Source organism: Acidovorax sp. KKS102, assembly GCF_000302535.1.
GTDB lineage: Bacteria > Pseudomonadota > Gammaproteobacteria > Burkholderiales > Burkholderiaceae_C > Acidovorax.
In genome coordinates this window covers 3,331,255-3,345,963 of the sequence record NC_018708.1, presented here as the reverse complement: position 1 = coordinate 3,345,963, position 14,709 = coordinate 3,331,255, and the positions used below count along the sequence as shown (strand labels likewise).

Genomic DNA, 14,709 nt, shown 5'->3' with positions numbered 1-14,709 from the left:
CAGTTTTCCCGGACCCGAACCCCATGGCTTTGCCCCTAGATACCTCCGCCATCACCCACGGCATCCAGCTGGCGGTGGCGCCCGTGTTTTTGCTCACTGCGGTGTCCGGCATGATCGGTGCGGTGGCCGGCCGACTGGCCCGCATCATCGACCGGGCGCGTGTGGTGGAAGACCGCGCGCGCGTCAACACCGAACCCGAATTCCTGGCCCGTGCCTACAAAGAACTGGGCGACTTGCGCTTGCGCGGACGGCTGGCCAACGGCTGCATTGCGCTGCTGACGTTCTGTGCCTTCCTGATCGGCACGACCATCATCCTGCTGTTCCTGGGCGAAACCACGGACTTCCAGTCCAGCCGCCTCGCGGTGGGCGGGTTTCTGGCGGGCGTTGCCTGCTTTTTGCTGGCGCTGGTGTGTTTTCTGACCGAGACGCTGCTGGCCACGCGCCTGCTCGACTTTCACATGCTGCAGCAAGAAGTGGAGGGGAAGAAGCCATGAAGTCTTTTGCCGACCTGGGTGGCCTGGTGTATTCCACCGAGTCGGGCCGCATGTGCCCCGCCTGCCGGCAGCCGGTGGCGCAGTGCGTGTGCAAGCAGAACAAACCGCTGCCCACGGGCGACGGCATCGTACGCGTATCGCGCGAGACCAAAGGGCGCGGCGGCAAGGCGGTCACCTTGGTCAAGGGCGTGCTGGTGGACGAGGCCGCGCTGGAGCAGCTGGGCAAACAGCTCAAGACCGCGTGTGGCAGCGGCGGCACGGTGAAGGACGGCGTGATCGAGGTGCAGGGCGACCATGTGGAGCGTGTGATGGCCGCGCTGCAGAAGCTGGGCCACAAGGTCAAGCGCGCGGGCGGCTGAGCGGGGCAGGGCAATGGACGCAGAGAAACTGCAGCGCCTGGTCACCACCGAGATGCCGTACGGCAAGCACAAAGGCACGCTGCTGGCCGACCTGCCGGGCAATTACCTCAACTGGTTTGCGCGCGAAGGGTTTCCCAAGGGCGAGCTGGGCCAGTTGCTGGCGCTGATGCACGAGATTGATCACAACGGGCTGTCGGACCTGCTGCGGCCCTTGCGCGGGCGCTGAGAGGCCTGCACCATTGCAAAAACTGGGGCGTTCCTTTGGTTGCTGGCGACCATAATGAACGTCGTCAGACCAACAACCACACCGAGGGAATGCACATGAAGGGCAATATCGCTGCGATCGTTCTGGTCGTACTGGGCGTGTTTTTTCTGCTGACCAACCTGGGACTGATCAGCATCAGCCTGCGCGAGCTGCTGCGCGTGTGGTGGCCGGTGGCGCTGATCGCGGTGGGCGTAGCGCTGTTCTTCACGCCGGGCAACAAGAGCAAATAATCCGGGGAGGGCGCGGACCCTGCTGGCGCGCGATGTGCCAGTCCTCAGCCCTGCTGGGCCCCTTCGCTGCCGCGGGGTTGGGCGCCGTGCCCGCCATGCTCCTCGCGGGGCTGCACAAAACCAGGGTCGTTGCCAAAGTAGCCCCGGAACAGGTTGCGTGCAATGCCATGGGCCGCCACCTGCAGGTCGTGCGCCACCTCCGGCGCAAACAAGCGATTGGTGTGCTGTTGCCACAGCGCCACCCAGGCCGCAAAGTGGGCGGGCGTGACGCCCTCCAGCGCCATGTGTTTGCCGAAGACATCGCCTTTGAAGCTGCGGGCGCCCAACGCGACGGTGCTCCAGAAGTCCACCAGGCGCTGCAGGTGGGCGTCCCACTGGCCGTGCAGGGCCTTTTCAAACACCGGGCCCAGCAGTGGGTCGCGCCGCACATCCCCGTAAAAGCCGTGCACCAGTTGCGTGATGCTCTCCGCGCTGGGGGCGAGCTTGCCGGCGGTCTGTGGAGGGTGGGCTTCTTCGGTCATGGCGGCAGTGTGCCGGCTCACTGGCAGCCGCAGGCTGACGTGGCACAAGCTTGCGCGGGTGCAGCGCTGGCTTCGAACCGTGGAAACAGCACGTTGTTTTCCAGGTGGATGTGGTTGATGAGGTCGTCGCCCAGCTGGGCAATGCCCGCGTAGAGCGCGCGCCAGGTGTTGCATGCACCTTGGGGGGGCGTGGCGTCATTCGTCAGCGCGTTGAGCTTGTCCAGCGCCTCGCCATGGTCCACGTGTTCGGCGCGCATCATGCCGATGGGCTGACCCACAAAGGGATTGCCGCCGTTCTTGAGCATGGGGAACAGCACCTGTTCTTCCTTGAGCATGTGCGACAGCAGCTCTTCGTGCATGACCTCCAGGTGGTCGGCCAGGCCGGCCGGCACCTGCGGGTGGTCGCGGTGCACAGCCTCCACGCGGCGGGCCATGCGGATCAGCTCGGGCAACTGCTGGCGGTGCACCTCGTGGTAGCGCGCCAGGATGTGGTCGATGAGCGCGCTGGGCGACGCTGCCTCGGGCACGGCGTCGCTGCGCTGCAGGGCCGCCAGCTCGGCCAGCACGGCGTCGGCGTCCAGCCCCTTGTCGGCAGCCGCCTTGGCCAGACTCACTTGGCCGCCGCAGCAAAAGTCCAGCTTGAGGCGCCGAAACACCGCCGTGGCGCCCGGCAACTGCACGGCGATCTGGCCGATCTGCTGCTCGGCGCTCAGCGGCAGTGGGGTGGTGGGGGCTGTGGCGTGCAGGGTGTCGATGCGGGCGTTCATGGTGGTCCTTTAAAGATTCATATCGTGTGAATATTTTAGCGAATAAAATTCAGGCTGTATGCATCTTTTTGATTGATCTGCGGCAAACCCATGCGACTGACCCAATGGACCGACTACACGCTGCGCGTGCTGATGTATTGCGCCGCCACCGAGGGGCGGGCGCAGCCCGTCACCATCACGGAGGTGGCCGAGGGCTACGGCATCTCGCGCAGCCACCTGATGAAGATCGTGCAGCAGCTGTCGGCCCAGGGCCTGCTGGAGACCACGCGCGGGCGGGGCGGTGGCATGCGGCTGATGGTGCCGGCCTCGTCCATCCACATTGGCGCAGTGGTGCGTGCCACCGAGACGGACTTCAACCTGGTGGAGTGTTTTGACCCCGCCTCCAACCAGTGCCGCCTGAGCAGCCACTGTCGGCTGAAAGGGGTGCTGGGCCAGGCCATGCAGGCCTATCTGGCGGTGCTGGATGGCGTGACGCTGGCGGACCTGGTGGCGCCCACGTCACCGCAGGGTGTGGCGCTGCAGGCCACGGTGGCCGCCCCGCGTGCCGGCAGTGCCCGCCGCAGGGCCTCGTTGGTGCCCGGATTGCCCGATGCACCTGGGTTTGAATAAAAACGGCGTGATGCGCTAGTGCTACATGCCTGTATAGCTATCAAATTAATAGTGTCCAGAGGCGCCCTGTACGTACTGAGGCGTCACGCCGCTCAGCGCAGCACTTCCAGCAAACGGTCGAGCCCGCCCTGGTTGATGGCCACCTTGGCCTGTGCACGCACGGCGGGCTTGGCGTGGTAGGCCACCGACAGGCCGGCGGCACCCATCATCGGCAGGTCGTTGGCGCCGTCGCCCACGGCAATCGCCTGCTGCGGCGAAATGCCCATCAGCGAGGCCACTTCCAGCAGCGTGCGGCGCTTTTCGGCTCCGTCGCAGATGTCGCCCCAGGCCTGGTCCACCATGCGGCCCGTCAGCTGGCCGTTCTGCACTTCCAGCATGTTGGAGCGCGCAAAGTCGATGCCCAGGCCCGCCTTCACGCGGTCGGCAAAGAAGGTGAAGCCGCCCGAGACCAGCAACGTGGTCAGGCCTGCGGCCTTGGCGGCGGTGATCAGCTCTTTGGCGCCGGGGTTGAAGCGCAGGCGCTCGGTGAACACCTGCTCCATGTGCTGCACCGTCACGCCCTTGAGCAGTGCCACGCGCTGGCGCAGGCTCTCCTTGTAGTCGGTGATCACGCCCTGCATGGCCGCCTCGGTGATGGCGGCCACCTCGGCCTTGCGGCCGGCGGCATCGGCGATCTCGTCCACGCACTCGATGTTGATGAGGGTGGAGTCCATGTCAAAAGCGATGAGCTTGTAGGCAGACAGGGACAGCGGAGGCTCGATGCCCTGGATGACGAGGCCAGGGGCGAATTCGGTTGCGTGGGTCATGGCAGAAAAAAGGGGAACAAATGCGGGGTAAGAACCCGCAATGGTATCCCTGGCGGGCTTCTGCTCCCGCCTTGCCCGTCGTGCTTCGCGCGCAGGTTCTCGTCAGATCCCTTACCTCAGCGCGGATGCGGCAGGTTCTGGCTGCCGCCTTTCAGCGCCTTGGCGGCCGGATTGGGCTGGGGCGGCTCGTTCATCTTGACCAGGAACATGCGCACAAAAAATGCAGCCATGCAGATCATGAACCCGATGCCGATGATGCTCATCAGGCCGTAGTCGGTAGAAAACAGATCGTTCAGCAGCTTCATGGAGACCCTCCTCGTTGTGGTGGTGTTCACCACTATCCGGCGGTCCCTGCGGCGGCTGCTTGTGCTGTGTCAAAGACTGCGGCGTGTGGGCCAGATGCAGGTCAAACCATGGCGGGATAGCGGCCGGTGCCTTCGGGCCAAGGCGTGAGCACCTCGAACCCGTCGGCCGTCACGGCCACCATGTGTTCCCACTGGGCAGAGAGCGAGCGGTCGCGGGTGACTACGGTCCAGCCGTCGGCCAGCTCCTGCGTGTCGCGCTTGCCGGCGTTGATCATGGGCTCGATGGTGAAGACCATGCCTTCCTCCAGCCGCAGGCCCTGGCCGCGCTGCCCGTAGTGCAGCACCTGGGGCTCGTCGTGGTAGATCTGCCCGATGCCGTGGCCGCAGTATTCGCGCACCACGCTGAACCGCTCGCGGTGGGCCACGCTCTGTATGGCATGGCCCACATCGCCCAGCGTGGCGCCGGGACGCACCTGGGCAATGCCCGCGCACATGGCTTCGTAGGTGGTGTCCACCAGTCGGCGCGCCAGCGGGCTGGGCTCGCCCACAAAGTACATGCGGCTGGTGTCACCAAACCAGCCGTCCTTGATGATGGCCACGTCGATGTTGATGATGTCGCCCGACTTGAGCACTTGGCCGGGCGACGGAATGCCGTGGCAGATCACGTGGTTGACCGAGGTACACACCGTTTTGGGATATCCCAGGTAGCCCACGTTGGCGGGGGTGACCTGCAGTTCGTTCACGATGTAGTCGTGGCAGAGCCGGTCCAGCGCCTCGGTGCTGACGCCGGGCTGCACGTGTGGCGTGATCATGTGCAGCACGCGGGCGGCCAGGTGGCCGGCCTCACGCGCCTGGGCGATTTCGGCGGGGGAGCGCAGGGTGACGCGGGACGACTTCATTGAACGCGCCGCCCGCTGTGGCCCGGCTTGGCGGCCACAGAGGCCGCCACCGTGTCCAGATCGAAGCCTCCGGCCTGCTCGGCGCGGATCAGCAACTGGCAGATGTCGCTGTGATCGAGGTTGGGATGCAGTTCGGCCAGCATGCCGATGCGCATCCAGTGCTCTGCCTGTGCGTTGATGGAGCGAGACAGGGCGTTGCTGGCAACGCGCAGGTTCTCGTGCATTTGGTCTGAAATTTTGACAATACCCATGCAGTGAATTGTATGCGAAACATATATGTTTCGTATCGCTGCGTGTCTGCAGTCCTTGTGGTGTGCGTTGGCAACGCTGCGCTACTGCGGCGGCCGCTTCAGATAGAGCTGGTCCGACCAGGTGGCCAGCCACTCGGGCTTGAAGGCCACAAAGATGGCCGCGAGCATGCCCGTCACAAACCCGTCGCCCCAGGCCATGAGCCAGCGGGCCACCAGCGACAGCTCGTTGCCCACACCCGGCAACAGGTGCCCGGTCCATTGCGAGAGCACACCGGCGGCGAACACGCAGGCCACGGTGCCCAGAAAAGCCCGGCCCAGCACGTACACAAATGGCTGGGTGCCCACCCAGCGCCGCAGCAGTGCGCCCAGCGCCAGCGCTAGCGTGGCGGGCACCACACCCAGCCAGATGGCGGCGCCCAGCGCGTCGGCCCAGTCCAGGGCGGGTGAAAGCAGGCCCGCAATCGCGCCCACCGCCAGCAGCACGGGGATGGCCAGCGGCCAGCCCAGCATCAGCACCACCAGACACGCGCCCGACCATTGCAATTGCAGCGGCATCGCATGCAGGGTAGGCAGGGCCCACATCCAGGGCAAAAACACCAGCGTGGCCAGCAAAGGCGTCCACAGCGGAGACGCCGCACCGTGGGACTTATGCACCAGCGGCTTGCGGCTGGCCAGCAGGCGCCAGGGCCGCGTGGCCAGGGCGGCCGTCAGCGTCACCAGCGCGAGAAGAGACTCCAGCCACATTGTTTGCTTCTCTTTTGATAGCTGTCAGCGCATGATTCACTATCGCTTGCAGCCTCTTTGGCTTGTAAAACGCTATGCAGCCACCACGGGTTGCCCCAGGCTGCGCAAAATGTCGCGCACCATCTGTGCGCGGTCCTTGGGCTCCTTCAGCTCGCGCTCGATGCGCAGCTTTTCGTTGCCCGCCAGCTTGATGTGCTTGTTCTTCTGGATCAGCTCGATGATGCGCATTGGGTCGATGGGCGGCTGGGGCTTGAAGGTGATGTTGATGACGCCCGGGGCCGCATCCACCTTCACAACGCCATAGGGCTGGCTCAGCACGCGCAGGCGGTGCACGTCAATCAGGGTCTGGGCCTGCGGCGGTAGCTTGCCGAAGCGGTCCACGATCTCTTCGAGCAGGCCGTCGATCTGGTCGGGCGTCTTGGCGGTGGCCAGCTTTTTGTAGAACGACAGGCGCAGGTGCACGTCGCCGCAGTAGTCGTCGGGCAGCAGGGCGGGGGCGTGCAGGTTGATGTCGGTGGTGACGGACAGGGGCGAAAGCAGGTCGGGCTCCTTGCCCGCCTTGAGCGCCTTGACGGCCTCGTTGAGCATCTCGTTGTAGAGCTGGAACCCGACTTCGAGCATGTTGCCGCTCTGGTTCTCGCCCAGCACCTCGCCCGCACCGCGGATCTCCAGGTCGTGCATGGCCAGGTAGAAGCCGCTGCCCAGTTCCTCCATCTGCTGGATGGCGTCGAGCCGCTGCGCGGCCTGCTTGGTCAGGCCCTCGGTGTCGGGCACCATCAGGTAGGCATACGCCTGGTGGTGGCTGCGGCCCACGCGCCCGCGCAGCTGGTGCAGCTGCGCCAGGCCGAACTTGTCGGCGCGGCTCATGATGATGGTGTTGGCCGTGGGCACGTCGATGCCGGTCTCGATGATGGTCGAGCACAGCAGGATGTTGAAGCGCTGGGCCACGAAGTCGCGCATCACGCGCTCCAGCTCGCGCTCGGGCATCTGGCCGTGGGCCACGGCGATGCGGGCCTCGGGCAGTATCTCTTCGAGCTTCTGGCGGCGGTTCTCGATGGTCTCCACCTCGTTGTGCAGGAAGTAGACCTGCCCGCCGCGCTTCAATTCGCGCAGCACCGCCTCGCGGATCACGCCCGTGCCCTCGTTGCGCACAAAGGTCTTGATCGCCAGGCGCCGCTGCGGCGCGGTGGCGATCACGCTGAGGTCGCGCAGGCCTTCCAGCGCCATGCCCAGCGTGCGCGGGATGGGCGTGGCCGTGAGGGTGAGCACGTCCACCTCGGCGCGCAGGGCCTTCATCTGCTCCTTGTGGCGCACGCCAAAGCGGTGCTCCTCGTCGATGATCAAGAGGCCCAGGTTGTGGAACTTGGTGGATTCGGAAAGCAACTTGTGCGTGCCCACCACAATATCCACCGTGCCGTCGCCGATGCCCTTGATGGCGGCGGTGATCTCCTTGCCCGAGCGAAAGCGCGATACCTCGGCCACCTTCACCGGCCACTTGCTGAAGCGGTCCACCAGGGTCTGGTAGTGCTGCTCGGCCAGCAGCGTGGTGGGCGCGAGGAAGGCCACCTGCTTGCCCCCCGTGACGGCCACGAAGGCCGCGCGCAGGGCCACCTCGGTCTTGCCGAAGCCCACGTCGCCGCAGACCAGTCGGTCCATGGGGCGGGGGCTGATCATGTCCTGGATCACCGCGTGGATGGCGGCGTTCTGGTCGGCCGTTTCCTCGAAGCCGAAGTCGTTGGCAAAGGTCTCATAGTCTTGCGGGCTGTAGCGGAAGGCGTGGCCTTCGCGCGCGGCGCGGCGGGCGTAGATGTTGAGCAGCTCGGCGGCGCTGTCACGTACCTGCTCGGCGGCCTTGCGCTTGGCCTTTTCCCACTGGCCGCTGCCCAGCTTGTGCAGCGGCGCCTCGTCGGCGCTGACGCCGGTGTAGCGGCTGATGAGCTGCAGCTGGCTCACCGGGACGTAGAGCACGGCCTTGTCGGCGTATTCCAGGTGCAAAAACTCCTGCATGGCGGGCGTGCCATCGGGGTTCTTGTTGCCCACGTCCATGTTGATCAGGCCCCGGTAGCGGCCAATGCCATGCTGGCTGTGCACCACCGGGTCGCCAAGCGTTAGCTCGGCCAGGTCTTTGATCAGCGCCTCGACATCGCTGACCTGCTCTTGCTTCTTGCGGCGGCGCGTGGTGGGGCCTGCGGCAAACAGCTCGGTCTCGGTGACGAAGTCGATGCCGTCTTCGATCCAGCTAAAGCCCACGGTGAGCCCGGCGGTGGCGATGCCCACCTTTTCGTCGGCGGTGCCCTGGAACTCGGCCAGCGAGTCGAAGGCCGGAGGGTTCACCCCGCTGGCACGCAGAAAGTCGAGCAGGCTCTCGCGCCGGCCATCGCTCTCGGCCAGCAGCAGCACGCGGTGCTGCGTGTTGCGGATGTGGGCATGCAGGCGTGCTAGTGGGTCCTCGGCGCCGCGCACCACCGACAGGTCGCCCAGCTTCTGGAAGTGCGGGTTGTCATCCACATCCTCCACACCGGGGCGGATGGACAGCTGGGCATGCTCCTTGGCGCGGGTGTAGAACTGGTCGGCCGACAGGAACAGCGCCTCGGGCGGCAGTACCGGGCGCTCGGGGTCACCCTGCACCAGGCGGAAGCGGTCCTTGGTGTCCTGCCAGAAGCGCTGGAAGGCCGGTTCCAGGTCGCCGTGCAGCACCACGGTGGCTTCACCACCCAGGTAGTCGAACACGGTGGCCGTATCGTCAAAGAACAGCGGCAGGTAGTACTCGATGCCCGCCGTGGCGACGCCCGCGCCCATGTCCTTGTAGATGCGGCTCTTGGTCGGGTCGCCCTCCAGCATTTCGCGCCAGCGGCTTCTGAACTTGGCCCGCGCGTCGTCGTCCATGGGGAATTCGCGGCCGGGCAGCAGGCGCACCTCGGGCACGGGGTACAGGCTGCGCTGGCTGTCGGGGTCGAAGGTGCGGATGCTGTCGATCTCGTCGTCGAACAGGTCCACGCGGAAGGGCACCAGCGAGCCCATGGGGAACAGGTCGATCAGCCCGCCGCGCACGGCGTACTCGCCCGGGCTCACCACCTGCGAGACATGGCTGTAGCCCGCCAGCGTGAGCTGGGCCTTGAACTTGGCCTCGTCGAGCTTTTGTTTGACTTTGAAATGGAAGGTGTAGCCCGCGAGGAAGGAGGGCGGAGCGAGCCGGTACAGCGCGGTGGTGGCGGGCACCAGCACGACATCGGCTTCGCCCTGCGAAATGCGCCACAGCGTGGCCAGTCGCTCGCTGATCAGGTCCTGGTGCGGGGAGAAGGTGTCGTAAGGCAGCGTCTCCCAGTCGGGGAACAGTGCGCAGCGCAGGCCGGGCGCAAAAAAGGCCATCTCGTCGATGAGCCGCTGCGCGTCGGTGGCGTCGGCCGTGACGATGGCGGTGGTGTGGCCAGAGGCCTTGTCGCGCTCGGCTAAGCGGGCTAGCAGCAGGGAGTCGGCACTGCCCACGGGGCGGGGCAGGGCAAAGCGTTTTCCGGGGGAGAGTTTGGGGAGTTCCATGCGGACGGTGTCGTCAGTGGGCCCGCCGCATCCCCAGGGGCGCGAAACACGCACGGGTTGGATCGGGGGCAACGGGAGATTTTAGAATGAGCGCTCCATGACTGCTCCTCTGTTGCACCCTTCGCTCACCCCCTTGTCGGCCCAAGGGCGTTTTTGGGCGCTGGTGCCCTGCGCAGGGGTGGGGTCACGGGCTGTGCTGGCAGGTGCAGGCAGCCCCCCTCCAGCACAGCCCGTGCAGGCATCGACCGTGGCGGCGTTCTCGCCTGCCGCAGCGCTGTCTGCCAGCGCTCCTGCAGTGGCGGGCCCGCTGCCCAAGCAATATCACCTAGTGGCAGGCCACCCGATGGTGCTGCACACACTGGCCGCCTTTGCCGGTGTCGGGCGCCTGCTGGGCACGCTGGTGGCTGTGGCACCGGGGGATCGCTTTCTGGATGCCCATGCCCACCCTGCATTTTTTGTGGTCGAGTGTGGGGGGGCCACGCGTGCCGACACGGTGCTGGGCGGCCTCAAGGCGCTGCTGGAGCGTGGTGCGCAGCCTGGCGACTGGGTCCTGGTGCATGACGCTGCGCGCTGCCTGGTGACCTCGGAGCAGATCGATGCGCTCATCGACCAGTGCGCGGGCGACAGTGTGGGCGGGCTGCTGGCGCACAAGCTGGCCGACACGCTCAAGACTTCCATCGACGGCCCGGGCGGCGTGCGCGTAGCTTCTACTGTGGACCGCAGCGACAAGTGGCTGGCGCAGACGCCCCAGATGTTCCGCATCGGCCCGCTGATGGAGGCGATTGACAAGGTGGGCTCCAATGTGACCGATGAAGCCAGCGCCATGGAGGCCATGGGGTTTCATCCCCGGCTGGTGCCCGGGGGGGCACAGAATTTCAAGGTCACCTACCCGGATGATTTCGCGCTGGCGGCTGCCGTGCTGGCCCAGCGGGCGCACAGCACCACGCTGGAGCGTTTTGGGGGCAAGCGGGGGCAGGTGAACACGGCCCCCGGCAAGAAGAATCTTTTTTAAGCCCATCGCACAAGGGCTGCCGGCATCACCGGTCTGCTGCCAGCATTGCGCGGCTTGGGAGTCTGACGGACGGCACCGGCGACCCAATACTCAAACATTCACAAAGACAAAGGCAAGCAGATGAATTTCAGGATTGGAGAAGGCTGGGATGTGCATGCCTTGGTGCCCGGCCGCCGGTTGGTGATTGGCGGGGTGGAGATTGCCCACCCCACGGGCCTGCTGGGCCACTCGGACGCCGACGTGCTGTTGCACGCCATCACCGATGCCTTGCTGGGGGCCGCAGCGCTGGGGGATATTGGCAGCCACTTCCCCGACACCGACGCTGCGTTTCGCGGCGCCGACTCGGGCGTGCTGCTGGCCGAGGCGGCACGGCGGGTGCGCGCTGCGGGCTTTGAGATCGGCAACATCGACAGCACGGTCGTCGCCCAGGCCCCGCGCCTGGCGGCGCACATCCCCGGCATGCGGGCCGCCATCGCCCGGGCGGTGGGCGTGGCCGAGGGCCAGGTCAATGTGAAGGCCAAGACGGCCGAGCGCCTGGGCCCGGTGGGGCAGGGCTTGGCCATGGAGGCACGGGCCATCGCGCTGGTGTACCGGGCATAACCCCGCCTTTTGCCACGGGGCCTGCAGCGCTCAGCTGCTGCCGCGCTCCACGATGGAAAAGCCGATGTCCACCACGGGCTGGGCGACTGCTTTGCCTTCGGCCCGGTCGGCAATCCATCCGGCAGCCGTCTGCCCCATGCGCGTGCCGTCAATGCGCACCGTGGAAAGGGCCGGAGTGACCGTTTCGGCAAAGTCGATGTCGCCAAATCCCACCACCGCGAGTTGCTGTGGTACCAAGATGCCGCGTGCCCTGGCTTCGGTCAGCACGCCCAGGGCCAGCATGTCCGAGCTGCAGAACACGGCGTCGATGTCGGGAACGTCGGCCAACAGGGCAGCCAGCCCGGCACGGCCATCTGCGTGGGTGGTGGGCGATTTGCCCAGTCGCACGGCGGGCGGGCGCAGACCCAGGCGCGCGGCGGCGGCGGCAAAGCCCTGAGCGCGCCGCGCGGCACGCTCATCGCCACCGCTCAGTAGCGCCAGCCGTCGCCGTCCCCTGGCGAACAGGTGCTCGCACACGGCGGCGCCGAGCGCTTCATGGCGCAGGCCGACGAGCATGTCGATGGGGGTGTCGGTGAAGTCCCAGGTTTCAACCACCGGAATGCCCGAGGCCATCAGCAAGCGCCGTCCTTCGGGCGAATGCATGACCCCCGTGAGCACGATCCCGTCAGGCCGCCGGCCCACGATGGCGCGCAGCAGCGCGTCTTCTCTGGAGCGCGCATAGCCCACCTGGCCCACCATGACCTGAAAACCACGCAGTTCCAGAGCATCGGTGAGGGCCTGCACCATTTCACCGAACAGTGGTCCCGTGAGCGTGGGCACCAGGGCCGTCACCACATGGCTGCGCGCCGAGCGCAACCCGCCTGCTACCAGGTTGGGCACGTAGCCCAGGGCCGACACGGCCTCCTGAACCCGTTCTCTTGTCCGTTCAGACACCTGCTGCGGCGTGTTGATGGCGCGAGACACGGTAATCATCGACACGCCCGCCCGTTCGGCCACCTCGCGCAGCGTGACCGCTGAGCGGTCGCGACCGGAGGGCGGGGCGGGGCGGGCCGGATCAGGAGCTTGCATGGGGGTGGAGTCTAAGCGCGTGTGACTTGAGGCCGACAGCGTCTGCGCCCCCGTGTAGCGGCACGTCTAAAAAATTCGAAGAAATAAGGGTTTCTACCGTGTTGTCTGATGATGTTAACGTTAACATTATCGTAATTCGCAAGAATTTACAGTTATCAAGTCAAATTTTTGCGACTTGTATGACCTGTTGAGACGCCGCAACCAACGCCCGCTATTCACCATGACCCCTCAAGAACTCAAATCCATCATGGGCTCCGGCCTGCTCTCGTTCCCCATCACCGACTTCGACGAGCAAGGCAACTTCCGCCCCAAGACCTACATCGAGCGCCTGGAGTGGCTCGCCCCCTATGGCGCCAGTGCCCTGTTTGCCGCTGGCGGCACGGGCGAGTACTTCTCGCTCTCGGGCCCCGAGTACAGCGAGGTCATCAAGACGGCGGTGGAGACCTGCCGGGGCAAGGTGCCGATCATTGCCGGCGCCGGTGGCCCCACCCGCACGGCCATTGCCCATGCACAAGAGGCCGAGCGTTTGGGCGCCCACGGCATCCTGCTGCTGCCGCATTACCTGACCGAAGCCGGGCAGGAAGGTCTGATCGCCCATGTGGAGCAGGTCTGCAAGAGCGTGAAGTTCGGTGTGATCGTCTACAACCGTGACCGCACCAAGCTCACGGCCGAGTCCCTGGCCATCCTGGCCGAGCGTTGTCCGAACCTGGTGGGGTTCAAGGACGGGGTGGGCAATATCGAGACCATGTCTTCCATCTACATGAAGCTGGGGGACCGCTTCTCGTACCTGGGCGGCCTGCCCACGGCCGAGGTGTATGCGGCGGCCTACAAGGCGCTGGGCACGCCGGTGTATTCGTCGGCCGTCTTCAACTTCATCCCCAAGACGGCGATGGAGTTCTACCAGGCGGTGGCGAGTGACGACACGGCCACGCAGCACCGGCTGCTCAAGTCGTTCTTCATGCCGTATCTGGCCATCCGCAACCGGGTGGAGGGCTATGGGGTGTCGATCATCAAGGCGGGGGCGCGCATCGTGGGCCATGACGGTGGGCCGGTGCGGGCACCGCTGGTGGACCTCAAGCCCAGCGAGATGGAAGAGCTCAAGGCGCTGATTGACAAGCTCGGGCCGCAATGAGCGCGGCCTGCTGATTCATTTCCCTCCCCATCCACACCCAAGGCCCCGCAGAGGGTCTGCCATCACCACTTTCGGAGACATCCTCATGTTGATTGCCAAGAAACTGTTGCTCGTTGCTGCCGCTTGCGGCCTTGCGTTTGCCGCGTCCGCTCAGACCAGTGCGCCCGCCGCCACCTGGCCCGATAAGCCCGTGACCATCGTCGTGCCGTTCCCGGCCGGCGGCTCCACCGACATGGTGGCCCGCGCCATGGCCCAACACATGGGCGACAAGCTGGGCCAGAACTTCGTGGTGGACAACCGCCCCGGTGCCACGGGCACGCTGGGGGCGGGGATGGTCAAGCGCGCACCGGCCGATGGCTACACGCTGCTGGTGTCGTCGCTGGGCGCCTTTGTCGTGGCTCCGCACCTGCTGAAGACCGTGCCGTACGACGCCCTCAAGGACTTTGACTACATCACCGTGCCGGTACAGGCGCCCAACGTGCTGGTGGCCGCCCCCGGCCAGAAGGCGCGCACCGTGAAGGAGGTGATCGCCCAGCTCAAGGCCAACCCGGGCGAGGTGAGTTTTGCCAGCTCGGGCAACGGCTCGTCGGACCATCTCTCGGCCGAGGTGTTCTGGCAGCAGACCGGCACGGAAGGCCTGCACATCCCCTACAAGGGCGGCGCGCCGGCCATCAACGACCTGCTGGGCGGACAGGTGGAGTTCTCGTTCCAGAACGTGAACGCCGTGCTGCAGCACATTCGCGCGGGCAAGCTGCATGCGATTGCTGTAACGGGTGACAAGCGCAGCCCCGTGCTGCCCGATGTACCCACCTTGGCTGAGGCCGGCGTGACTGGTGCCGAGGTGTATTCGTGGCAGGGCATGGCCGCGCCCAAGGGCCTGCCCCCTGCGATCAAGAAGAAGCTGTCGGACGCCGCCATCGCTGCCATCAACGACCCCGCCGTGAAGAAGCGCATGCTGGACCAGGGCCTGGAGATTGTGGCGAGCACGCCCGAAGCCTTCACCGCCTACCAGGCGCGCGAATTCGCCCGTTGGAAGACCGTGATCGAGACCCGAAAAATCACCGCTGATTGAGCCCTGCCACGAGGCGCCGGGGTGCGCCTCATCTTCGT

18 protein-coding genes are annotated in these 14,709 nt (G+C 66.0%); 9 read left to right on the top strand and 9 right to left on the bottom strand.

Features of this window, described 5'->3' with window-relative positions; all coding sequences use genetic code 11:
* The first annotated feature begins 23 nt into the window (after positions 1 to 23).
* From C380_RS15305 to C380_RS25325, 4 genes are all read left to right on the top strand, one after another.
* A complete protein-coding gene (locus tag C380_RS15305) occupies positions 24 to 494 on the top strand; it encodes a DUF2721 domain-containing protein (RefSeq protein WP_015014759.1) in 471 nt (156 codons plus the stop codon).
* Positions 491 to 853: a translation initiation factor Sui1 gene (locus tag C380_RS15300; protein ID WP_015014758.1), complete on the top strand. Its 363-nt coding sequence runs from the start codon at positions 491 to 493 to the stop codon at positions 851 to 853. The genes C380_RS15305 and C380_RS15300 overlap by 4 nt, the downstream gene beginning before the upstream one ends.
* A 13-nt stretch (positions 854 to 866) precedes the next feature.
* Positions 867 to 1,079, top strand: a complete 213-nt coding sequence (locus C380_RS15295) for a DUF3820 family protein (protein WP_015014757.1) — start codon at positions 867 to 869, stop codon at positions 1,077 to 1,079.
* 95 nt (positions 1,080 to 1,174) lie between these two features.
* A complete protein-coding gene (locus C380_RS25325; protein ID WP_015014756.1) occupies positions 1,175 to 1,348 on the top strand; it encodes a LiaI-LiaF-like domain-containing protein in 174 nt (57 codons plus the stop codon).
* Between the two features lie 44 nt (positions 1,349 to 1,392).
* Here C380_RS25325 and C380_RS15285 read toward each other — a convergent pair whose 3' ends face one another.
* Positions 1,393 to 1,869 (bottom strand): group III truncated hemoglobin, encoded by a 477-nt coding sequence (locus tag C380_RS15285; RefSeq protein ID WP_015014755.1) that lies wholly within the window; start codon positions 1,867 to 1,869, stop codon positions 1,393 to 1,395.
* Positions 1,870 to 1,886: 17 nt separating this feature from the next.
* Positions 1,887 to 2,636 (bottom strand): iron-sulfur cluster repair protein YtfE, encoded by a 750-nt coding sequence (gene ytfE, locus C380_RS15280; RefSeq protein WP_015014754.1) that lies wholly within the window; start codon positions 2,634 to 2,636, stop codon positions 1,887 to 1,889.
* Positions 2,637 to 2,726: 90 nt separating this feature from the next.
* On the opposite strand from ytfE, the gene C380_RS15275 reads away from it, so the two are divergent.
* Positions 2,727 to 3,245 (top strand): Rrf2 family transcriptional regulator, encoded by a 519-nt coding sequence (locus C380_RS15275; RefSeq protein ID WP_015014753.1) that lies wholly within the window; start codon positions 2,727 to 2,729, stop codon positions 3,243 to 3,245.
* 92 nt (positions 3,246 to 3,337) lie between these two features.
* On the opposite strand, the gene serB is transcribed toward C380_RS15275, so the two are convergent.
* From serB to mfd, 6 genes are all read right to left on the bottom strand, one after another.
* On the bottom strand, positions 3,338 to 4,051 hold the full coding sequence (serB, locus tag C380_RS15270; protein ID WP_015014752.1) for a phosphoserine phosphatase SerB: 714 nt from the start codon (positions 4,049 to 4,051) through the stop codon (positions 3,338 to 3,340).
* Positions 4,052 to 4,167: 116 nt separating this feature from the next.
* On the bottom strand, positions 4,168 to 4,356 hold the full coding sequence (locus C380_RS15265; RefSeq protein WP_015014751.1) for a DUF3149 domain-containing protein: 189 nt from the start codon (positions 4,354 to 4,356) through the stop codon (positions 4,168 to 4,170).
* Between the two features lie 101 nt (positions 4,357 to 4,457).
* Entirely contained in the window at positions 4,458 to 5,255 is a 798-nt protein-coding gene (gene map / locus C380_RS15260; RefSeq protein WP_015014750.1) for a type I methionyl aminopeptidase, read from the bottom strand.
* Positions 5,252 to 5,506, bottom strand: coding sequence for a ParD-like family protein (locus tag C380_RS15255; RefSeq protein ID WP_015014749.1), 255 nt, complete (start codon positions 5,504 to 5,506; stop codon positions 5,252 to 5,254). Before C380_RS15255 ends, map begins: the two co-directional genes overlap by 4 nt.
* Before the next feature lie 81 nt (positions 5,507 to 5,587).
* Positions 5,588 to 6,250 (bottom strand): hypothetical protein, encoded by a 663-nt coding sequence (locus C380_RS15250; RefSeq protein WP_015014748.1) that lies wholly within the window; start codon positions 6,248 to 6,250, stop codon positions 5,588 to 5,590.
* A gap of 72 nt (positions 6,251 to 6,322) precedes the next feature.
* Positions 6,323 to 9,787, bottom strand: coding sequence for a transcription-repair coupling factor (gene mfd / locus C380_RS15245; protein ID WP_015014747.1), 3,465 nt, complete (start codon positions 9,785 to 9,787; stop codon positions 6,323 to 6,325).
* A gap of 97 nt (positions 9,788 to 9,884) precedes the next feature.
* Between mfd and C380_RS15240 the strand changes: the two genes are divergently transcribed.
* The gene (locus C380_RS15240; protein ID WP_015014746.1) at positions 9,885 to 10,799 is read left to right on the top strand and encodes a 2-C-methyl-D-erythritol 4-phosphate cytidylyltransferase; all 915 of its coding nucleotides are present in this window, start codon (positions 9,885 to 9,887) and stop codon (positions 10,797 to 10,799) included.
* 120 nt (positions 10,800 to 10,919) lie between these two features.
* A complete protein-coding gene (gene ispF / locus C380_RS15235; RefSeq protein ID WP_015014745.1) occupies positions 10,920 to 11,399 on the top strand; it encodes a 2-C-methyl-D-erythritol 2,4-cyclodiphosphate synthase in 480 nt (159 codons plus the stop codon).
* 30 nt (positions 11,400 to 11,429) lie between these two features.
* Here ispF and C380_RS15230 read toward each other — a convergent pair whose 3' ends face one another.
* Positions 11,430 to 12,467 carry a LacI family DNA-binding transcriptional regulator gene (locus C380_RS15230; protein WP_015014744.1) on the bottom strand — a complete coding sequence of 346 codons (1,038 nt, stop codon included), beginning with the start codon at positions 12,465 to 12,467 and terminating at the stop codon, positions 11,430 to 11,432.
* A 220-nt stretch (positions 12,468 to 12,687) separates the two neighbouring features.
* On the opposite strand from C380_RS15230, the gene kdgD reads away from it, so the two are divergent.
* Together kdgD and C380_RS15220 are read left to right on the top strand one after the other, a co-directional pair.
* Positions 12,688 to 13,599: a 5-dehydro-4-deoxyglucarate dehydratase gene (kdgD, locus tag C380_RS15225; protein ID WP_015014743.1), complete on the top strand. Its 912-nt coding sequence runs from the start codon at positions 12,688 to 12,690 to the stop codon at positions 13,597 to 13,599.
* Positions 13,600 to 13,684: 85 nt separating this feature from the next.
* A complete protein-coding gene (locus C380_RS15220; RefSeq protein ID WP_015014742.1) occupies positions 13,685 to 14,671 on the top strand; it encodes a tripartite tricarboxylate transporter substrate binding protein in 987 nt (328 codons plus the stop codon).
* Positions 14,672 to 14,709: the final 38 nt, after the last annotated feature.